This is a genomic window from Streptococcus cameli (assembly GCF_053207365.1).
In genome coordinates, this window is record NZ_JBRUIM010000003.1 from 157,985 (window position 1) to 180,064 (window position 22,080).

Below are 22,080 nucleotides of genomic sequence, written 5' to 3' on the forward strand. Positions count from 1 at the left end.
CGCTTATTGCGGCGTTTCTTTTTGATGTGTGCTGGGAATCATCATGGTCAGTAAAAAGGTCTGGTTTTCAGTGTGAATCGAGAGCCAGCCATTGTATTTTTCAAGGGTGGTTTGAATGCTTTTTAAGCCAAAACCATGGTAATGATGGTCGTTTTTTGTGCTTTTTGGCAGCTGACTTTCTGGATCCAGTTCAATGGTATCCAAAAATCGATTGAGTACTTCCATGACTACAAATTGTTTGTGCTGCTTGATATGGAGGCTGATTTGCCGATCTGCCGGATCTTCGTAATCCTGTACGCAGTCAATGGCGTTGTCCAGAGCGTTTCCTAAAATCGTATAAACATCCAGCAAAGACAGAAAATGCAGAGCCTCCCCATCAATCATATGGGTCAGTTGAATGCCTTTTAATTGGCATTGGTGGTGTTTTTGGGTCAGCAGGGTATTGAGGGATTCGTTTTCTAAATTGAACACTTGGTCGTAATGGGAAATACTATGAAGGATGTCTTGGTAGTACTCTCCTTTTTTAGATTCTTCCATATTTTGCAGGGCTAGGACCTGGTTTTTCAAGTCGTGGACCTTATGGTTGATGTGCTGAACCGCATCTTTTTCCATCTGGTACTGTTTTTTGCGCTCTTTTAATAAATGCTCCATTACAAAAGGACTTATCGCCTTCATCAAACACTTTGCCCTCAACGATCAAGAAACCAACCGTCCGTCCCTCTTGACCTTTGCCAATGAGCAATCCATCCGTGAAATCTACTTGTCACCATTTGAAGAAAGTGTGACAGAAGGAGGAGCCCTTGGTATGATGGCAGCCATGAACCGTGTTGGTGCAACATGGGCTGGTAACCACAAAGGCTTGATGACCGATGTTGTTCGTGATGAGTGGGACTTCCAAGGAATTATTGTCACAGACCAAGCTTCCTTCCCACAAGCCTTTCCATTTATGGCCATTCGTGGTGGTTTAGAAGCTGGTACGGACCTCTACCTCAATACTGGTACAGACAACTGGACCATTGAAGACTACGCGAAGAATCCGACTGTGATGACACAATTGCGGACAGCTTCAAAACGCATTCTCTTTGCAGTATCACGTAGTTTAGCCATGAACGGCATCTCTTCTACTGCGAAAGTTAAAACCATTGTGCCATTGTGGCAAAAATGGCTCTATGCAGCAGATGCTGTGATTGCAGCTCTTGTCTTATTCGGTGGCTATGCCCTTATCCGTAAGACAAAATGGAAAAAAGAAGAAAACTAAGACTTCCTTTTCAACCAACAACCATTCATTTGAATGGTTGTTTTTTTACAAAAATACAAAACATTTTGTAAAGTATATTTGACAAAATGTAAGGTGAAAGATATAATAAAGTCAAATCAAACAGAAAAATTGGAGGAAAGAATATGTTTTCTAAACAACAGTCGATCGTGAAACAGCAATGGTTGGTCATTGCCCTGGTTGCAGTCATGGATCTTGTAGCCCTCCTGGTGGCTAATAGTGCATCAGATTCCTTTCTACGAAATCTTTTCTGGGCTTTTGTCGTCTTGTTAAGCCTCTTGTTGATTGCTCTGCTCCTTGGTTTGCGTTCAGCCAAAAAGTTGCAGGACAAGATAGAAATTGGAGATCCAGAAAGTATCCAAAAAGTTCAGCAAACAACCGTCTACGATGAACGGCAGAAAGGTTTTCTCCTACAAAGTTATACACTCGGTTTTTGGTACAGCATCTTCATCTTCTGGCTTTCCATCTTTATCAGCCGGTTTTGGAGTCAGGTTATTTCCCTTGATTTTATGCTGGTTCTGGGTCTCTGGGGAGGATTAGGCTTGACCACCTCAACCGCCAACCTTAAAGGCGCCTCCCCCTTTGTCGATCCACGCTTTAGCACAAGAGGATCTATAATGGGGGCACTTGCCAGCTTATTTGGTCTGGGAATAGTTGGGTTCAGTATCTTGGAGACAATGGCAGGGCAGGAAAGTCTCTCTCAGTTTTTTGGCAGAGGGGGCAGTGGTAGCATGATTGTCCTAGGGCTTACGCTTCTTAGCATGGGACTCAGTATCCTTTACCGTCTCTACCAGAATAAAAAAGAGGAGGAAGAATGATGCTCATCAAACAAATAGTGGTTGTCGCCTTCTTATTGCTAGGCCTTCTTTTATCAATCTATATGGTTTCAAAAGAAAAAATAGTAAACAACGAAACATTTGACGAACGCCAAATCTTATATCGAAACAAGGGATACAAATGGGGTTTTTCGACTATGGTCGTAACCTTAGTGGTCTGTCAATTTTCAGCCAGCTTCCTCGAGAACTATCTTTCTTTGGATTCGGTCCTTGTCCTTGTCTTAGGTTCGGGATTTACGGTGGCATTAACCTATTGGATTTGGAACGATGCTTATTACAAACCCAAAGAATACCGATCGTTTATCTGGCCCGGTTTGTTTTCCTTAGCCATGGCCGCTTTAGGCATGAAAGGTGCACATTCGGACTACCAAGTTTGGCTGGCATCTGAACAGGGACTGGAAAGCTGGAAAATCTTTTTAGACGAAGTGGCTTACAAGGGCACATTTTTTCTGACTGAGCTGAGTCTTGGATTGGCCCTTTTGACCAAGTTTGTTCTTGAAAAAAGGAGGGATGAAGAATGAAAAACCTCCGATTAAAGGCTGCAAGGGCTGGAAAAGATTTGTCCCAGCAGAATCTAGCTGATCTTGTTGGCGTCTCGCGACAAACCATTGCAGCAGTGGAAAAAGGCGATTACAACCCCACCATCAATCTCTGTCTGGCCATCTGCAAGGCGCTGGACAAAACCCTCGACGAACTCTTCTGGGAAGAATAAGAACAATTGACGAAACAAACGTGAAGAGTCACAGGATATCCCGTTTGTTGTTCGTGAACTGTCGTTTATTATGTTAAATCCAGTCTCCTACAAGAGAGGTGGAAAAAGGATTTCGTTTTCATAAAAAAAAGAAGAAAAAACAGGCTCAAATCGCTTGACGGTGGGCTTGTTTTTTTGGTATGATAGTAGACGGTATTGTTTACCCCATTTGAAAGGCCCCGGAACCTTCCAAATACCTTTGCGTGGGACGGAACACCCACCACCCGTAAACAAAAACGAATTCGTATAGGAGAAATCATGAACAAAACAACTTTTATGGCTAAACCAGGCCAAGTTGAACGCAAATGGTACGTTGTTGACGCAACTGATGTACCTCTTGGACGTCTTTCTGCAGTAGTTGCTAGCGTACTTCGCGGAAAAAACAAACCAACTTTCACACCACACACTGATACAGGTGACTTCGTTATCGTTATCAATGCTGAGAAAGTGAAATTGACTGGTAAAAAAGCAACAGACAAGATCTACTACACTCACTCAATGCACCCAGGTGGATTGAAATCAATCTCTGCTGGTGAGTTGCGTTCTAAAAACGCTGTTCGCTTGATTGAAAAATCAGTTAAAGGCATGCTTCCACACAACACTCTTGGACGTGCACAAGGCATGAAATTGAAAGTCTTTGTTGGAGCTGAGCACACTCACGCTGCACAACAACCAGAAGTACTTGATATCTCAGGTCTTATCTAAGAGAAAGGAGCACATAAAACATGGCACAAGCACAATATGCAGGTACTGGCCGTCGTAAAAACGCAGTTGCACGCGTTCGTTTGACTCCAGGTACTGGTAAAATCACTGTTAACAAAAAAGATGTAGAAGAGTACATCCCACACGCTGACCTTCGTTTGGTCATCAACCAACCTTTCGCAGTTACTTCAACTGAAGGTTCATACGACGTTTTCGTTAACGTTGTAGGTGGTGGTTACGCTGGTCAATCAGGTGCGATCCGTCACGGTATCGCGCGTGCGCTCTTGCAAGTAGACCCAGACTTCCGCGATTCATTGAAACGCGCTGGCCTTCTTACACGTGACGCTCGTATGGTTGAACGTAAAAAACCAGGTCTTAAGAAAGCTCGTAAAGCTTCACAATTCTCAAAACGTTAATCAAAACCTTATTATACCAACGTTTACAGACACTTTTTGGTGTCAGTTGGTGTTAATTATAGTGATAAGTCGTTTAAGAGACTTAAAGCATCAGCATCTTGCTGGTGCTTTTTTTCTGGCATCAGTTCAAGATAATATTGTTGAGTTGTGAGAATTGAGTTATGACCTAGACGGCGAGAAATGTAATCTAAACTTATATCTTTAGAAAATAGAAATGAAGCGTGTGTATCACGCAATCCGTGAAATGTTGTTTTTGTCAACTCCAATTGCTTGAGTAATTTTTGAAGCTGACTTGCTTGTCGAAATCCATTCCAATCAAAAACATAATCAGTCTTTTTATTGGCGAGCGACACTAAAGCTTGGTAAACATCTTTATTAATAGAGATTTCTCTCTTAGAATGTTTTGTTTTGAGTTTAGTATCATCATTTGTCGGACTGATTGAGCGAAGAATTTTGACACCGTATTCAAAAATATCTTCTTTCTTAATTCCAAGTAGTTCTCCTCGACGAGCACCCGTTTCTAGAGCAAGAGCTACAAGAATATTAAATTCATCCTCTGTATGACTTAGGCAATATTGCCTGAGTTTTTTGAACTCCGTAATGGATAGTGGAATGTTCCGTTTTGGAGGCTCTTGTCCTTTTGCTTTGAGTAGGTGACCAAAATCATTTGTAATAAGTCCACGAGCATAAGCATATTTCAACGAACCACGGATTTTTAGCACAAGTTCTTTTACCGTCTTCTTAGAGTGAGTTTCAGCATATTGATCAATCTTTTTTTGCATGATGAGGTCATCAAGATGTTTAATCTGAATTCCATCAAAGAGATTATCAACCACTACAAGAGTTCGTTTATAATTTATAAAAGTAGCTTTACGAACATCATTTTTCTTAACCGTATGAACCCAGTTTCGGTAAAAATCAGTAAATAGGGTAGAGCGTTCAGCGATATTCTTGCCACGCCCTTTTTCAAGTTCCATTTCTAGCGTCCAGAGTTCGGCATTTTTTTTATTGTTAAATGTCTTGGTTTCTCGTTTGTATTCTCCTTTCTTATAGAGTGATACAGTTGCACGGAAAGAATTTCCACGTTTTGTGATTGTTGCCATTTTATCAGCCTTTCTAGTAAAAATGATTGATAAAATAGACTAGTCACATATAGGATATATGAAAAATCTGATTTTATCAATCATTGATTGCTACACACAGTGATTTTCAACAAATGTGACTAGAAAACTTTTCAAGTATCGTTCTTGCTTTCCAACCATGAAGCATTGAAAATCAGGATGGCTTCTAATGTACTTGTCGAATGATTTTGGATCAATACCTAGAAAATCAGAAGCTTGCTGACGTGTGAGCAACAAAGGTGCGTTATCCATAAAAGACCTCTTTCTATGTTCGTTTTCATTATGCCAGAAAATGAATCAAGAATCGCCATTTTTGAAATTTTGTATGTCATATATAAAAATACTCCCGTCTTAGTCTAGCAAGCTAGAAACGGGAGTATTTTCTAATGATTGTCCATTGAGTCAATTAAAAGATTATATTATACACTTGAGTTCTGAGTATACTTTGGAGTTAAATGGTTAGTAAAGTTTTATTCTAGACTAGGTTTGAATCAACTTGTAAGCGTAAGATTCTGGGAATTCTTCTTCCCTATTATGTCCTAACGCTTTTGTTACAATTTTACACGCGACACGATCTAATCTGATTCCAGCCAATTTTTTTGGTAAAGAAAATAGTGAAGGAATAAAAAGTATAAAGATGTATCTTTTGTTTTGTAGTATCTATCATTCACTGTTAATGCTTATTTACAATAATAGTAAAGTTTTGCTATAATTGTGACATAGGAGAATACTATGAAGCAATTGTTCAAATGCTTAGGGGTGGTAGTTGTAGTAGCTATATGTCTATCTGGTTTTTACTATCTATCACGTTTAGAAGAGGATGTGGGTGAGAGGGCTTATCACAATAAGAAGATGGAGCTGTTTCATCAAAATCCAGATGTCTATGCTTGGTTAAGAGTTGATGGGACCAAAATTGATTATCCTGTCGCCCAACACCCAGCAGATGATCGTTACTATTTATCTCATGATTTAGATGGAAATGAGACCTACTATGGTGCGATTTTTACAGAGTTGGTGAATACTAAAACCTTCGATGATCCTGTAACCATTATTTATGGTCACGCCATGGCGGATGATTCCATGTTTGGTTCTTTGGATTACTTGGCGGACCAGCAGTTTTTTAAGGACGATACCCTGATAAGGATTGATACTCTGACTCATCACTATGAATATGAAATAATGGCAGCTCATCCTTACACAGATGATCATCTCTATCATACCTTTCAACTGGATAGTAAGGAAGGGATGATCCAGTATGTATCCACTCTCAAGGAGAGAGCGACAACCTATGGTGGTTTGTATCGACCTGTAGAAACCAATATAGATAAGGATCGATTCCTAATCTTATCAACCTGCGATGCTGTAAATGATGCTTATCGGTATGTGGTGACTGCACGGTTGAAGACTGTCACAGAAAGGACAGACACATGAAACTAACAGAGAAAAAAACCAGATTTTGGAGATTAGCGATAGGGCTTTTGTTATTAGGAGTGGGACAGAGGTTGTTGCTGACAGGAGGTGTGACTTCTTGGGCAACGGATATCGGATGGTCTCCTATTTTGATACTCTTGAGTTTCATTTTATTGATAGTAGGGATACTGTTAATTGCTCCAATAGGGATGTGGTTTTACAGAGCCAATTGTTCAGATCCACGATTAAAGAAGCTAGTTTTATTCTATTTGCTCACTACTGTGATGATAGGTTTAGTAGTTGGAGGTATTGGTCAGCTCTTATATGACTATACAACTTTTACCTATACAGATGTTAAGATGGGGATTTGGTTGGTTTCGACCATGTTACAGATGTTACTAAAAATAGCCCTTTGTTATTGTTTGGTAAGTCTACATAGACAGTTATCTATCCGTGGACGAAGAAGTATACTTTGGTTACCTAGTATACTATCTATCTTTTTCCTATCTATCACAATGGGATTGACTATTTGGATTCCAAGTGTAGGTAATGTACTAGTGTCCGTAGTAGATTCGTTTATATTAATAGCAATACTTTATTATTTCATCTATCTCACAAAGGAGAAATCTCATGAAAAGACTCCATAAATGCCTCAATTGGTTTATGTTATTCAGTATCATACTGGGGAATAGCCCGCTTATCTATGCGGAGGAAATTACTCAAGCTATTGAGCAGAGTCAAGCCCAACAAGACTATCAAAATGCTGTAACAGATGCGAGTAGCCAAGTAGTTGGATCTGATAATGCGAATGATGGTGAAGCAACAAGTACTTCTGGACAAACGACACCTTCTTCCAAAGAAGAAGGAGATGCCATCCGACAGCCTAAAGTGGTGGTAGAAGAAAGCGATGCGGAAGCTGAGTTAAAAGCCCAATATGGAGAGCCAGTAGCTGTTAGTGGACAAGAACAGCTTTTTCGTGTTGATGAGACACATTTTGTGACGCATATTGGTAGTGAGATTAAGACCTACATTGACCAAGATGGGGTTGAAGTTCCAGTTGACTTGTCTCTTTATTCCTATCATGCCAATGGGCAACATTATTATTTACCTAAGGAATCTCCAGTGGGTGTAGTACTTCCTAGCGAAGTTAAAGAAGATACTCCAATTGATATCATTCATAAGGATGAAAAGATCTCCCTCTATCCTATTGAGAAGTCATATGACCAGCCTACAGTGGAGTCTAATGCTATTCTCTATAACAACGTTGATGGAAAAACCGATGTCCAATACACAGTTCAGTCTAATGGTGTGAAAGAAGAAATTGTTCTGGCAGAGTGGGGAGGTAAAAATTCCTTTACCTACGGATTAGATGCTGGAACTTACGATGTTTCTCTTGAAGACAATCAGATACTCGTTCGAGAAAAAGGGAAGTCCAACATCTTATTTGTTCTGACAGCACCTATGATGGTTGATAATGCAGGTGAAACGAGTACTGCTTTGACCTTGGGTTTAAAAGAGGCAGGTAAATCTTATGAAGTGACGGTGACAGCTAGTAAAGATTGGCTTACCGCACCAGAACGCCGATATCCAGTCCGAATTGACCCAACAGTTACTATTCCTCGTGAAAAATTGCTAGATGTAGTCACTAGCTCTGTTCGTGGAACTTTCCAAGGTAATGCATATGGCTTTGTAGGTTATATTGATTCTGCGAATATGGGCATGCCTGGAGTAAGAGACATTGGCCGTTCACGAATGTATTTTAAAGTCAATTATGATTTTAATAATATACCTAAAGAAGCCAAGATAGATAGTGCTAGTCTAAACTTATATCAGTATTCTAATGGTATGGGGACTGCAAATGCAACATTTGGAGTGTATTATCTTAAACAAGATTTTAATATTAATACAATTGATTGGCTTAGCTCATCCCAATTAGAGGATGAAATTGCAGGTCAAAATGCATTCAGTCCTCAGAGAAATGGTTTTCATAAATTTGATATACGAGAGACGGTGAATAACTGGGTTCAAGGCTTAATGCCAAACTATGGTCTGGTTGTTAAAGCTACTCGTGAGGATGACTATGGTGCAGGCTTCTATACTACAGAAGCTAATGTTAATAATGTGGCACAAGGAGGATTTACGCCAGATAAGGCTCCAAGTCTGACGATCAACTGGTCTGTACCAGATCCTGTAGATGTGAACTATCCAATTGGGAATACCACTATTAACCTTCGAGCCATGGTGAAGACCGATAAAAAAGGAAAGCTCCAATTCCAAGGTGTTTTTGCGGATGGTTTGACAACCCCAGGAGCGCAAGTGAGCTATAAGCTAAGTGAAGCTTCCAAGAATTACAAGGGCGAGAGTCCTGCTAGTTTCTCGTATAAGTATCCAGATAGTGGTCCTTTTGATACAGCTTTTGAAAAAGGGACAACAAAATATAAGGATAAGCTGTCTAACTGGCAAACCCAAGTGCCATTTACAGAACCTGAACTGAATAAGGTCTATACGATTGATGCACTCAGTCAAAAAGATGGGCAAAGTAGCGGTGAGAAAAAGAGTGATACTTTCCTGATTTATAAGGTTACTCAGTATGATACACTTCCTAAGATTGCGTCCTACTATGGTGTTCCACTAAAACAAATTGCCTTTGATAACCGCATTCAGGATATGCTGGTTGTTAAAAATAATACCCTCTTTATCCGCAATCCTAAAAAGAATGCCAATAAACCCTATAATCCACCTACCCTTAATAATAAGACTAAGTCCGATGTGGATATGCTTTTAATGGGGCGTGGTCTCCACTGTGAGTTTGGTTTTGAACCGATCAATCTCAATACAGGAAATTTCTATCTCGATCGTACGGATGTAACGATTCCTGATCTTGAAGGAGATTTTGAGATTACTCGTTTCTATAATTCAAAAGCAGCGGGAGTCAATAGTCTGTTTGGTCGTGGCTGGTCTTTTGCTTTTAATGAACAACTGTCTAGCGATGAAGATCAAAATCTGTACTATACTCGTACAGATGGCTCTATTCTCAAATTTACCAAAGATGGAGATAAGTATCTAGCTCCTGCTGGTTATGACTTAAATCTTGAGGTTAAGACCGTTGAAACCAAAGATGGTGATTTCGGCGGTGATGAGAAAGAAAAATATGATGTCAAAGAGTATCGCATTACCGACACAGATAACCAAGAAAAAGTCTTTAACTTCCACGGACTATTAATTAGTCAAACGGATGAAAAAGGCAATAAAACAACTTTTGATTATAACGAGAACTTCCAGCTAACCAAGATTACATCTCCTACAGGTTTAGTATTTGGTCTTACTTATAACGAAGACGGCTACATTGGCTCTATTCAGGTGCCAAATGGCTCAACTCTTAAGTATGAGTACGATGATAATGGGCACCTCATTACTTATACAGATGCTACGGGAGTTCCAACCCGTTATGAGTATGATGATAAGGGGCTCATGACAGCTTGGTATGATGGTAATGGAACAAAAATCATCCAAAACGAGTATGATGATGAAGGTCGTGTTACCAAGCAGACAGATGGTACAGGTGCAGTTTCAACCCTAGCCTATAGCAAAGGGCAAACGGTAACCACAGATGCCAATGGTAACAAGACGACTTATACTTATGATGATCTTTATCGAACAACAGGTATTTCCTATCCAGATGGTACCAGCATCACTAAGACCTACGATGCGGAGAATCGTCTAGCGAGTGAAACCAATGAATTGGGTCAAACGACCAGTTATAGTTATGATAAAAACGGGAATGTCTTAACAGAGACTCGTTTTGATGGTGCCGTTAAAACGTTCACTTATGATGATAAGAATCATCTTTTATCTGTGAGAGACTTTGGTGGAGAAGAGACCAAGCATCGTTATGATGGAAAAGGAAATCTCATTGAGACAACTCTTCCAGATGGCTCTAGCATCTCTTATACAGTTGACAAACAGGGGCGTATTACCTCTACAACTGATGCACTAGGGGCTAAGACGACGTTTGCCTATGAAGGCGCAAAACTTGTTAAAATCACCAATCCTTTAGGTGGAGTTTCAACTCTATCTTATAATGCCCATAATCAGGTGACAGGAGTCACCAATCCTCGTGGTGGAACGACAACCTTTACTTACGATGCAGAAGGTCGTCAGTTGAGTGAGAAGGATGCGGATGGCGTTGGGACGGTCCAAACTTTTGACAAAGCAGGCCAAGTCATTAGCGTAACAGAAGGAAACGGCAACACTACAACCTTTAGTTATGATGCTTTTGGTCGTAAGATTGGTGCTTCTAATGGTGAGGGAGGCAACTACAGCTATACCTATGACGGTGTCGGTAATCAGCTTTTCATAACAGATGCGGAAGGTCATAAAACAACTTATACCTATGATAGCCGTGGTCGTCTCTTGATAGAGACCGATGCTTTAGGTCAAACTATTACGTATAAGCGTGATGCCTTAGGGCGTATCTTGAGTCGGACAAATGAAGCAGGTAATACAAATCATCTGACCTATGACGACCGAAATCAAGCTGTCAAGACGATTACAGATGCTCTTGGTCAAGTAACAGAGAATACCTATGATAAATCGGGTCAATTGACTGCTGTAGCTTATCCAAGTGGTACCAATACGAAAACCACCTACGATATCATGGGGCGTGTCCTATCATACACGGATGAAGCTGGAGAAACAATTTCTTATACCTATGACAATGTCGGAAATACACTGACTGAAAACAAAGGAGATAAAACAACTAGCTATACTTATGACGTGGCTGGTAATGTAACAAGTATCACCTATCCAGATGGTACAAAAGTAACCTATGAACTGGATGCGATGGGCAATATTTTGTCTATGACAGATGCTTTAGGCAAAAAGACAACCTATGACTATAGCCCTGCAGGTCGTCTCGTTGCGACGACTAATGCTTTAGGTCATAAGACAAGCATGACCTATGATGCCAATGGAAATCAAAATAGCGTGACAGATGCCGCAGGCTACACAGCCTCCAGCACCTTCACAGGACAAAACCAAGTCGCGAGTGTCACAGATGGGTTGGGAAATAAAACAACCTTTGCATACAACCAAATGGAGCAATTACTAGAAGAAGTGGATGCTCTTGGTGGGAAGACTAAATATACTTATGATGCCTTAGGTCATCCTATTGCAGTGGTCGATGCAAATGGTCATACGACCAAGATGAGTTATACCCCAACAGCTCAACTAAAAGAAGTCCTCCTTCCAGATGGTTCAAGTGTAACCCAAGAATATGATGCTCTCGACCGTCTCGTCAAACAAAGCCATTCAAGTGGTCTAATCACAGAATATACTTATGATGCAGCTGACCGTGTTCTTACGAAGAAGGACAATCAAGATCTAAATGAGTCGTATACATACGATAAAGTAGGTAACCGTCTCACATTAACGGATAGCCTCGGTCAAGTGACTAAGTATAGCTATGACAGTGACAATCAACTCACCAAGGTAGAGTATGCGGATGGCACAAGTGAAACCTTTACCTATGATGTCATGGGCAATGTCGCAACCTCTACCGACCAAGAAGGTAAGACCAAGACCTATCACTACGATGATAATGGCAATCTGACTAAAACAGTTGACCACCTCAAGCGTGAGACAAAATACAAGTATGATGCCTTAAACCGTGTTGTGACGGAAACAGATCCTGAGGGAAACAAACTCACCTATGAGTATGATGTTTTGGGCAATCTTTCTAAGGTGACTGATGCCAACGATCACTCTAGCTCTTATGGCTATGATGCCAACCAGCAGTTAGTCCTTTATACTGATTCGAATGGTCAAGCGACAGCCTTTAAATATGACCCACTCGGACGAGTGATTGAAACACTCGCACCAACGGGTGCTAAGCAAACCTTTACCTATGATGCAGTAGGAAATCGCTTGAGTGAAACAACAGGTGAAGGTCATACCACGATCTATACTTATGACGTCCTCAATCGTGTGGCGAGCATGAAGCGTCCAACAGGTGGTGAAACGGTTTATAGCTACGATGGCACAGGTAGTCTTTCTGAAGAGAAAGATGCCAACGGCCATATTACCACCTACACCAACGACCTGTATGGCCGGACAACCAAACGGACACTTCCAAATGAGGCAGAGTTTACCTATAGCTATGATGCATTGGGTCGTTTGTCCAAGCAAACGGGTCCTCAAGGCCTCGCCAAGACCTATACCTATGATGTGGCTGGTAACCTAACCAAGGAAACCGACCAATCCGATAGAAGCAACAGCTATACCTATGACAAGGTAGGTCGTCTCTTAACCGCTAAGAACGCTCTTGATCTTGAGACCAAGTATAGCTATGATGAGGCAGGTAACCTTGAGAAGCTGATTCAGCCTTCAGGAGCGACTACGACCTTCGACTACACAACCCTTGACCAACTCAAGACAGTTAAAACTCCAACAGGACGTGAAATTACCTCAATTTATGACCCAGTCGGTCAACTCACGAAGCAAACCATTAATGGTAAACGGGAAACGAGCTACACCTATGATCCAAATGGCAATCTCTTAGAAGAGAAAAATCCGCTCGGTCAGGTGACCAAACGGACCTATGATAGCTTGAATCGCTTGACCAGTGAGAGTGACACAGCGGGTCAATTGACCATGTATACCTATGACCACGACAACAATGTCACCAAGGTATCAGATGAAGCAGGCGGTCAAGCCACTATGACCTATGATGGTAATGGCAACTTGACTTCTGTCACATCAGGAAGCAAGCGTGTCAAAACCTACACCTATGACCTTAAAGACCAGCTAGTGAAAGCTACTCAAGGGTCAGGTGAGAAGGCTTCAACCTCTAGCTACACCTATGATGGTGTGGGCAATGTCACCTCTGTCACCAACGGCAATGGTAAGGTCACAACTTACAAGTATGACCAACTCTCCAATGTCGTTGAACGGATGACGAGTCTTGGTACTAAAGAAACCTTTACTTATAATGTTAATAACCAGTTAGAAAAAGTTACCAAGGCAGATGGGAAGACCATTACCTATGACTACAACAAGCTAGACCAACTGCTCAAGGTAGATTACTCTGAAAAGCAGGATGGTCAAGTTCTCTATGCCTATGATGCGGATGGACGCCGTGTGTCCATGAGTGACCTGACAGGCACGACCAACTACGAGACCAATCAAGAAGGTGAAGTTACCGGTGTCCGTCAAGGAGATGGTAGCCTTATTCAGTATGAGTATGATGATTTTGGGAATATCAGCCAAATGACCTACCCAGACGGAAGCAAGGTGTCCTACACCTATGACGATCTGGACCGATTGACCTCTGTGACGGATGTTAAAGGTAAGAAAACGACCTACACCTACAACGAAGCAGGGGACATGACTGCCATCAAACGTGGGGATGGGACCAAGAGTTTCTTGACCTACGACAAGGCCCACCGTGTGACGGAGATCCGCCATGTGGATAAGAAGGACAAGCTGATTTCCAGCTATGCCTATGAGTATGACGATGGGGGCTACATCACTAAGGAAACCATCAAGCAGGACGGCGAAACCCTTGTTCAAGCCTACACCTACGATACCCTAGGTCAAGTAGAGACCATGACGGTGTCTGATAAGGCAGGTAAGGAACTGACCAAACTCTCCTACACTTATGACCTGGCTGGAAACAAGCTGACCAGTATAGAAGAAGTAGCGGGTAAGACAGAGCAGACAACCTTTACCTACGATGATAATAACCGTCTAGTCAAACTTGAGAATAAGGAAGGTACCACGGCCTACACCTACGATAAGAATGGGAACCGAATTTCTTCTAAGAAGAAGGACGAGAAGCTAGACTACATCTACGATACGGAGAACCGTCTCCTTGCGGTCAAGGACAAGGATGGTCTTCTCATGGCAGCCCTCTATGACGGAGATGACAACCGAGTATTTACCGCCAGCCGTAAGGAAGGCAAGCATACCTACCAACTCTTCAAGCGTCAGAGCAAGAGGAAATCTCCTTATACCTCGCCAAATGGAGAAGAGCACTCTCTCTTCTGGTATGGCTTTAGCCAGAATGTCCTTCAATCCCTGTCTGCCTTGCCACAGACAGTCGGAAGTATCTGGCACGACATCTTCGATGATGTGTCTACCGCCTATCATAAGAAGGTGGCTAAGGACAGGGCTAACGACGAAGGGCTAGTGGTCAACCCACCAAGCCTGGGTAACCTGCCAGGTGAGGGGGAAGTGACCTACGCTTCACAGGTCAAGGATGTCCTCATCCCTTACACCACGAGAGAAGACACTTTCCACTACTACGAAGAGCGAAACTACGTCAACGATGTCAATCGGGAACACACCGAGGTCCTTCAGACCTATGACCGTGAGCTGAAAGCTAAGGACACCTACACCTATGGAGATGGCAGAAGTTCTTATCTTGACAATCAGACAGATAAGAGTTATGATTACCTGACCAACCAAGCAGGTTCTGTCACAGGATTGGTTCAGGATGGTCAATCAGTCGCTTCAAGCTCTTACAACCTCTACGGTTCAACCAAGGAAAGCACAGACACTACAGGCAACCCATTTGCCTACAATGGTGAAGCCCGTGATGTCACAGGACTTGACTATTTACGTGCTCGTTACTATGATAGTGAGGCTGGAACTTTCCTCACCGAGGATTCCTACCAAGGTGAGTTAACCGATCCGCTCAGTCAGAATCGCTACAGCTATGTCCACAATAACCCAGTCAACTACACCGACCCAAGCGGACACTTCTGGAAGAGTATTAAGAAGGCAGCAAGCAAAGCTTGGAATGGAGTGAAGAAAGCAGCAAGCAACACTTGGAATACAGTGAAGCGAGTTGCGACAAATACGTGGAATACGGTGAAGAGTGCAGTATCCCATGCCGTGAACTGGGTAGGCACCAAGGTCAGTCAGGCTGTTAACTGGGTTGGCACTCAAGTTAACCATGTCAAGAACTGGGCAGTTCAGCAGTGGAATAACTATCACCCTGCACCAAGTTACCACGCCTCATCAGGCGGTTATGGCGGAGGATACCACTCTCCAAGTAGCAGTCATGCTTATGCTCAACAACAACAGGCTCAAGCTAGAGCCCAAGCCGAGCAACGCCGTCAGCAACATATTCGAGACGAATACCGCCAAGCAACAGGTCTCAAGACCACACCGAAGACCCGGGAAGGCAAGAACTTGTTCCGTAACTGGGGTAAAGCCTTAGCTGAGACATTGAAGCATGTGTGCAATCCGAAGACTGCTAAGGCTAAGGATAAAGCTACCACTAAACCCACAGTGAGCGAATCCTTTAAGAAGGAAGTCAACAAACTGGATTATGAGGAGTTGACGAAGAAATACAAAGGTCTCATTAGTGCTCAACATAGCTATCAAGGTACTGGCTATGGCTATATTGTCCGGAGTCCAAAACAGTTGCTTGAAGACCAGTTTGTCATGAAGCGTTACCGTGAGCTGAAGGCAAAAGAGGATGCGAAACAAGCTGCCCACATTGCGGAATTGAACAAGTACCATTATCTCAATATCTACGACTCGATCAGAAAAACAGGTCGTCGACCGGATGGAACACCAGCAACGAACCTTGAGAAAAAGATAGCACCGTTTGTAGTGTCAGCAGGCAATCTATTTGAAGCCGGTAAGAGTTTTGCAGTGGCCTACTCTGCTTATGTTGGCTATCAAAATTATTATGGGAAACCGATATATGGCGTTGATACGAATTGGTTAGGGCAACCAAGCATCCCTAAAGTTAGAACATTTAAATCTGGTGAGCTATATAACCATTATAACAAACACAGACAGCAAGTTGCGAATGCACACAAAAAGTCAAGTTATTCTATTCAGCAATATTTGGACGATGCAAATAATGTTATCCAGAATGGTACTTATATTCCAGAGATGAACGGTTATGTTAAGAAGATTGGTGGGACTGGAAAATCTACGAAATATGAATTCGTTGGTTTGGATAGAACTACTGGTAATATAACAACGTATCATATAAAGTATGCAAAGCAGATTTTGAAAAAATCTCCGAATTTTGAAGTAAGTCCATAGGAGGATAGATAAATGTTGACTATAAAAGAAATCACTTGGATAAATGAAGAAATTAGAGAAGCTGATGTTGTTGTGACAGATGGGACTTATGAAATTGTATGTTTTTCACATCCTTTTTTTCAGAGAAAAGGAGAAGAAGTAAGTGGAACACTTTCCGTATTTGAGCCTTATAGTTTAATACGAAGCAATATAACAAGATATGTAGCCAAACATTTAGGCAATGGTAAATATTTCTTTATTGCTTGTCTTCTTGACAAAAAAGAAGGTACTGTGCAAATAGGTAAAATACAGATTCATGATATTGAAGGAATACCCGAAGAAATTAAAGATGGAGAATATATTCAGTTTGTTGCCCCGAGAGTTGACTTATGGTGAGGTTAACTGTCAATCAAAAGTTGGAGAGATAATTTAACTGGAAGAAGGTAGCTATTGTAGTAGTGGCTACCGCCTGGTTGATTGCAATTACTATTGCGACTGAAGGGATTTCAGCTTAATCAGCTAAAGGCTCTAAGGTAGAATCAACAGCAGTAAACTAAAGGTTGAGATGTGTCCACAAGGAAACCTCCATTGGTGTTGGTATTGTCCTCACCTTAGCCACCGGTGGTCTAGGTGCTCCAGTCGCAATGGCGATTGGTGGTGCGGCTTCTGGAGCCATTATGTCTGGCTATGATGCTTATAGCTCAGGGCAACGTGGTTGGGGCTTGGTTGGCTCTATTGCCAAAGGAGCTGGACTAGGAGCTATTACAGGTTTTGTAGGTGGACAATTTATTGGAGCTGGTGCCAATGTGGCAGCCAATGTGACCCAAAACATTACCAACCAGACCGTTCGTCATGTCGTTAGTGCAGGTGTTGAAGCTGGTTTTGAGACAGCTATAGATACGGGAATCTCCCTTGCGACAGGGAATCCAATTTCTCTTAAGAATGTCGTAACAGACTATGGTCTCAATCTCATTACCAATGGCTCGGGTAGTGTTTCAAGTAAGAAATCTGCCAAAGCGGATGTTCATACTAGTAAGCCTAATAAGTCTAGAATTCCTGTAGAAGCTGTAGATGGTAATGGAAATAAGGTATATGGTGAGATTCTTGAACCTGGTTACATACATACGAGACCAGTTAAAGATATCACATCGACTACTTCTACAGCTCAAAAACGAATTTCAGGTCCAGATCCTAATGCATCAAGACTTGAGGCTCCTAAGAGTAGTTCGTCAACAAATCAAAATAATGATTTCAATAATTGGTTAAATAAAGGAGATGCTAATAACACAGTATATTTAGGAATTAAAAATGGTGAACCTGTTTACACAGGAATAACAAAACAACCTTCAAATTCACGATTAGGCCAACATATTCGGTCAGGTAAAGACATAGATTACTTAGAACCTATTTATGAAGGCGTGACTAGAAATCAAGCTAGAGCTTATGAACAGAATTTATTAGAAAATCCAATTGGAAATTCTAATAAATTAAATAAAATTAATAGTATTAGTCCTAAAAATAAATATCATGATGATGCTGTTAATTGGGCACAAAAGAATAGGTAGGGTAATCAAATGATATATGTTAATTTGTTTAAACAGCGTCGTGATAAAAAGGTGAGTAGTCTCTCAAAAGAAATTCAAGAAAGATTAAATAAGTTTGAGGATAAGAGTGCGGATGAATATCAACTTCAGGTAATAGGCAGTTGTAATACAAAACCAATGAATGGGGATGTCTTTGTATTTGCTCCGGTACAAGGAATTTACTTTTTTGGTAGAGTCTTAGAAGCTGATATAAAGTCTAAGATAAGTCAATTCTATAATCATAAGAATGTTATTATTCTCTTTAGCCAGACAACTAAAGAGTTAAATTTAGAAGAATATAATATTGATTACCAGACTGTACTTGGAAACCCAATGATAGTAGATGACTCTTATTGGAAAAAAGGGTATTTTTATACTATTGGTAATATTCCGATTACTCAGGAGGAGAAACTGTTAGATTACGGTTTTTATAAAATTCATCCCAGGGGAGATTTCTTTTGCACTTCTTCTGGAGAATTATTGGATGTTGAACCTCAATTGTTAGGTCTCTATGCTGTTGCTACTATTACTGGTGTTGCAGCAGAAGTTAATCGCGAATTAATTATGGATCCCACATTACTATTAACAACTAAGTAATTACATAGCGGAGGATACCACTCTCCAAGTAGCAGTCATGCCTATGTTCAGCAAAAACAGGCTCAAGCTAGAGCACAAGCCGAGCAACGCCGCCAGCAGCATATTCGAGACGAGTATAGCCAGTCAACAGGAATCAAGACGACACCTAAGACACGAGAAGCTAAGAGCATGTTCCGTAACTGGGGTAAAGCCCTTAAGGAAATGTACACGCATGTGTGTAAAACAGCTAAACGTGTTAAGAAACAAGTTGCCAACTATGTTAAGAAGATTGACTGGAAGAAGGTTGTGAAAACATCAGCTTATATAGCTGGAGTATTTTTCTCTGTTAATGATATTTATCGCGTTATTATTGGAGGGCTATCCAACATCAAAAAAATAATCTATGATGAAGTTGGTATATCTGAACCTACAGATAGAGCGGCTATGAACGCTTTGAAGAAGAAAAATCCTGTAGCTTATAACTTTATCCTTAATCTTCAAAGTAGGAATGGTGAATATAAGTAGGAAGGAGTTGTTCATGATAAAGGTTTTTAGAAAAATTGTTTATATTGTTATGTTGATGGCTGCTTTTTATTTTACTTATTTTGCTTGGTCCTACCGCTCAATAACTAATGTATTTTTAGAAATGAATCATGCTGCCACTCACTATGAATACAATATTCTCAGATTGCCTAATTTAAGTGATGTTTTACAGTCTGAACGCAGATACAAAGATACTTATAGAGTCATTTCATTACCAATAAAAACAGACTTATCACAAGATGAAGGACTTGCGGTTCTGGTTGGGCGCTATCAGTCGTTTGGCTTAGAATTTCGAAAAGAATTAGAAGAAAATATTTTTCTATATATTACATTTACCTATAAAAATGGTAAGTTAGTAGAGGAATTAGAAATTTCTAATTCGGATACCTCTTTATCAGAAGCTCTCCAAAGCTACTATGTTGATAAAAAAGAGGACGGTGAATCAAATAAATCAGCGGTCTTGCAAACAGCCTACTGGTTCAGTTCTTCTAAGGGGCTTCCAAGTCTACAGCTGACAGATACAAAGAATGTTTTAGAGTATCTTAAACCTTATGAAATTGATGAAGAGTGGCTTCATAAAAAAGCAGACTATATGTTGTACAATATTGTCCTCAAACGCTGGTTTGAAGCTGGTAGTCAACGCTATTCTTTTGATAATCTTGGTGAGGTAGAAATTGTCCCATTAAATTTTGAAGACTAGTTTGAAGACCTAGTTGATAGACGATTGCACATTATCACTAAAAGAAAAGGAGGAAGAAGCAAGAGAGGATAGAAATATGTCCTCTCTTGTTTGATATGGAAGCTCTGCTATTTCCCAAAATATGATATAATCAAAGGGACTTCACCTACGATGACAACAACCGCCTGACTAAGCTGGAAAACAAGGAAGGCACCACGACCTATACCTACGATAAGAACGGCAACCGTACTTCGTCTAAAAAGAATGACGAGAAGTTAGACTACATCTACGACACGGAGAACCGTCTCCTTGCAATCAAGGACAAGGATGGTCTTCTCATGGCAGCCCTCTATGATGGCGATGACAACCGAGTGTTTACCGCCAGCCGCAAGGAAGGCAAGCACACTTACCAGCTCTTCCAGAAACAGAAGAAATCACCATATACCGCACCAGGCGGAGAAGAGCATAGCCTCTTCTGGTATGGCTTTAGTCAGAATGTCCTTCAATCCCTGTCAGCCTTGCCACAGACGGTAGGTACCATTTGGCACGACATCTTCGATGATGTGTCGACTGCTTACCACAAGAAGGTAGCCAAGGATAGAGCCAATGATGAAGGATTAGTGGTCAACCCACCAAGCCTGGGCAATCTTCCAGGAGAAGGGGAAGTGACCTACGCCAGTCAAGTCAAAGATGTCCTCATCCCTTACACCACACGGGAAGACAGCTTCCACTACTATGAAGAACGCAACTATGTCAATGATGTCAACAGAGAGCACACTGAGGTCCTTCAGACCTATGACCGTGAGCTCGAGGCTAAGGAAACCTATACTTATGGCGATGATAGAGTGTCTTATCTGGACAATGCGGCCGATAAGCATTATCACTACCTGACCGACCAAGCAGGCTCTGTGATAGGTTTGACGCAAGATGGCAACTCTGTTGCTTCAAGTAGCTATAGCTTATATGGTTCAACAGCTGAAACCACAGACACCACAGGTAACCCATTCGCCTACAATGGTGAAGCTCGTGATATCACAGGATTGGACTACCTGCGGGCTCGTTACTATGATAGCAGTGCTGGCACCTTCCTCACCGAGGATAGCTACCCAGGAACATCAGAAGAACCACTCAGCCAGAACCAGTACAGCTATGTCCACAACAACCCAGTTAACTACACCGACCCAAGCGGGCATATCTGGAAGAGCATTAAGAAAGCAGCAAGTAGAGCTTGGAACGGAGTGAAGAAAGCTACAACAAAAACTTGGAATACCGTCAAGCGAGTAGCGAATAATACTGCAAGGGCAGTCGTTAATGGTGCTAAGAAAGCATACAATATCGGTCGAAATATCGTCAACACAGTTGTTAACACAGCTAAAGGAGTTGTTAACTGGGTGGGTACTCAAGTAAACCGTGTGACAAATTGGGTTGGTCAGCAGTGGAATAATATCTACCATGCTGGCCAGCAAGCCTATCAAAGTGCAAGTGATTATGCCCAAGCTAAGTATCAGCAAGTACAGGCTCAAATCCAAGCTCAGCGCCAGCAAGCTGTTCGGGATGAGTTTACTCAGGCAACAGGTTTGAAAGACGCTCCTAAGGGTCGAGAAGGTAAGAACCTTCTACGCAACTGGGGTTCAGCATTAGCTAAGACCTTGAAGCATGTATGTACGACAGCGAAACGTGTTGGTAAGCAGATTGTCAAAGCTGCCAAGAAGATTGACTGGAAGAAAGTTGCAGTAACCGCAGGTGCCATTGGTGTTGGTATTGCTCTCACCGTAGCAACTGGAGGTCTGGGTGTCCCAGTAGCGATGGCTATTGGTGGTGCGGCTTCAAGAGTCAGTCCTAGCAAAAATGCTGGTTTTAATCATGTTATTGCACGGCACTTTAATCCGACAAAAAACGCTGGGCAATTTACTATTTCTCAGGCAGAATTAAAGCAAATACTACAGCAACAGTTTGTTATAAAATCGCCTGTCTCATATAATCCGTATTCAGGTAGCTATACTAGAACAATTGATGTTGGTTACAAAATTGGTACTATTAAGAGAAGTTTGTCTAATGTTGGAGGATTGCCTACAAGTAAAATAATAATCCATACAGATAAGTTAGGAAATTTAATTACAGTTTATCCTATCCCTTAGAAAGG

Annotated in this window: 18 protein-coding genes; 15 read left to right on the forward strand and 3 right to left on the reverse strand. The window is 41.4% G+C overall.

Translation table 11 applies throughout. The features are described from left to right. Window positions 1-3: 3 nt before the first annotated feature. A complete protein-coding gene (locus ACVR1I_RS07540) occupies window positions 4-651 on the reverse strand; it encodes an ATP-binding protein (RefSeq protein WP_447443410.1) in 648 nt (215 codons plus the stop codon). Here ACVR1I_RS07540 and ACVR1I_RS07545 point away from each other — a divergent pair. From ACVR1I_RS07545 to rpsI, 6 genes are all read left to right on the forward strand, one after another. Further along, on the forward strand, window positions 626-1,258 hold the full coding sequence (locus ACVR1I_RS07545; RefSeq protein ID WP_447443411.1) for a glycoside hydrolase family 3 N-terminal domain-containing protein: 633 nt from the start codon (window positions 626-628) through the stop codon (window positions 1,256-1,258). The two genes, ACVR1I_RS07540 and ACVR1I_RS07545, sit on opposite strands and share 26 nt — an antisense overlap. A 143-nt stretch (window positions 1,259-1,401) precedes the next feature. Then, window positions 1,402-2,094, forward strand: a complete 693-nt coding sequence (locus ACVR1I_RS07550; protein ID WP_447443412.1) for a hypothetical protein — start codon at window positions 1,402-1,404, stop codon at window positions 2,092-2,094. After that, window positions 2,091-2,633, forward strand: a complete 543-nt coding sequence (locus ACVR1I_RS07555; protein ID WP_447443413.1) for a hypothetical protein — start codon at window positions 2,091-2,093, stop codon at window positions 2,631-2,633. The genes ACVR1I_RS07550 and ACVR1I_RS07555 overlap by 4 nt, the downstream gene beginning before the upstream one ends. Then, window positions 2,630-2,824, forward strand: a complete 195-nt coding sequence (locus ACVR1I_RS07560; RefSeq protein ID WP_447443414.1) for a helix-turn-helix transcriptional regulator — start codon at window positions 2,630-2,632, stop codon at window positions 2,822-2,824. Before ACVR1I_RS07555 ends, ACVR1I_RS07560 begins: the two co-directional genes overlap by 4 nt. Before the next feature lie 297 nt (window positions 2,825-3,121). Continuing rightward, window positions 3,122-3,568, forward strand: a complete 447-nt coding sequence (rplM, locus tag ACVR1I_RS07565) for a 50S ribosomal protein L13 (protein ID WP_307122738.1) — start codon at window positions 3,122-3,124, stop codon at window positions 3,566-3,568. 20 nt (window positions 3,569-3,588) lie between these two features. Then, window positions 3,589-3,981 carry a 30S ribosomal protein S9 gene (rpsI, locus tag ACVR1I_RS07570; protein WP_447443415.1) on the forward strand — a complete coding sequence of 131 codons (393 nt, stop codon included), beginning with the start codon at window positions 3,589-3,591 and terminating at the stop codon, window positions 3,979-3,981. A gap of 56 nt (window positions 3,982-4,037) precedes the next feature. Here rpsI and ACVR1I_RS07575 read toward each other — a convergent pair whose 3' ends face one another. Both ACVR1I_RS07575 and ACVR1I_RS07580 read right to left on the reverse strand, forming a co-directional pair. Continuing rightward, the gene (locus ACVR1I_RS07575) at window positions 4,038-5,084 is read right to left on the reverse strand and encodes a tyrosine-type recombinase/integrase (RefSeq protein ID WP_447443416.1); all 1,047 of its coding nucleotides are present in this window, start codon (window positions 5,082-5,084) and stop codon (window positions 4,038-4,040) included. A 90-nt stretch (window positions 5,085-5,174) separates the two neighbouring features. Next, window positions 5,175-5,354 (reverse strand): helix-turn-helix domain-containing protein, encoded by a 180-nt coding sequence (locus tag ACVR1I_RS07580; protein ID WP_447443417.1) that lies wholly within the window; start codon window positions 5,352-5,354, stop codon window positions 5,175-5,177. Between the two features lie 480 nt (window positions 5,355-5,834). Here ACVR1I_RS07580 and ACVR1I_RS07585 point away from each other — a divergent pair, with 480 nt between their 5' ends. From ACVR1I_RS07585 to ACVR1I_RS07625, 9 genes are all read left to right on the forward strand, one after another. Beyond that, the gene (locus ACVR1I_RS07585) at window positions 5,835-6,533 is read left to right on the forward strand and encodes a class B sortase (RefSeq protein WP_447443418.1); all 699 of its coding nucleotides are present in this window, start codon (window positions 5,835-5,837) and stop codon (window positions 6,531-6,533) included. Then, entirely contained in the window at window positions 6,530-7,159 is a 630-nt protein-coding gene (locus ACVR1I_RS07590) for a hypothetical protein (RefSeq protein ID WP_447443419.1), read from the forward strand. Before ACVR1I_RS07585 ends, ACVR1I_RS07590 begins: the two co-directional genes overlap by 4 nt. Next, a complete protein-coding gene (locus ACVR1I_RS07595) occupies window positions 7,143-16,577 on the forward strand; it encodes a DNRLRE domain-containing protein (RefSeq protein ID WP_447443420.1) in 9,435 nt (3,144 codons plus the stop codon). The genes ACVR1I_RS07590 and ACVR1I_RS07595 overlap by 17 nt, the downstream gene beginning before the upstream one ends. A 12-nt stretch (window positions 16,578-16,589) precedes the next feature. Beyond that, the gene (locus ACVR1I_RS07600; RefSeq protein ID WP_447443421.1) at window positions 16,590-16,952 is read left to right on the forward strand and encodes a hypothetical protein; all 363 of its coding nucleotides are present in this window, start codon (window positions 16,590-16,592) and stop codon (window positions 16,950-16,952) included. Window positions 16,953-17,116: 164 nt separating this feature from the next. After that, a complete protein-coding gene (locus ACVR1I_RS07605) occupies window positions 17,117-18,121 on the forward strand; it encodes a hypothetical protein (protein WP_447443422.1) in 1,005 nt (334 codons plus the stop codon). A 9-nt stretch (window positions 18,122-18,130) separates the two neighbouring features. Then, on the forward strand, window positions 18,131-18,736 hold the full coding sequence (locus ACVR1I_RS07610; RefSeq protein WP_447443423.1) for an immunity 26/phosphotriesterase HocA family protein: 606 nt from the start codon (window positions 18,131-18,133) through the stop codon (window positions 18,734-18,736). 168 nt (window positions 18,737-18,904) lie between these two features. Further along, entirely contained in the window at window positions 18,905-19,240 is a 336-nt protein-coding gene (locus ACVR1I_RS07615; protein ID WP_447443424.1) for a hypothetical protein, read from the forward strand. 13 nt (window positions 19,241-19,253) lie between these two features. After that, the gene (locus tag ACVR1I_RS07620; protein WP_447443425.1) at window positions 19,254-19,958 is read left to right on the forward strand and encodes a TipC family immunity protein; all 705 of its coding nucleotides are present in this window, start codon (window positions 19,254-19,256) and stop codon (window positions 19,956-19,958) included. A 317-nt stretch (window positions 19,959-20,275) separates the two neighbouring features. Beyond that, a complete protein-coding gene (locus ACVR1I_RS07625) occupies window positions 20,276-22,075 on the forward strand; it encodes an RHS repeat-associated core domain-containing protein (protein ID WP_447443426.1) in 1,800 nt (599 codons plus the stop codon). The last annotated feature ends 5 nt before the right edge of the window (window positions 22,076-22,080 follow it).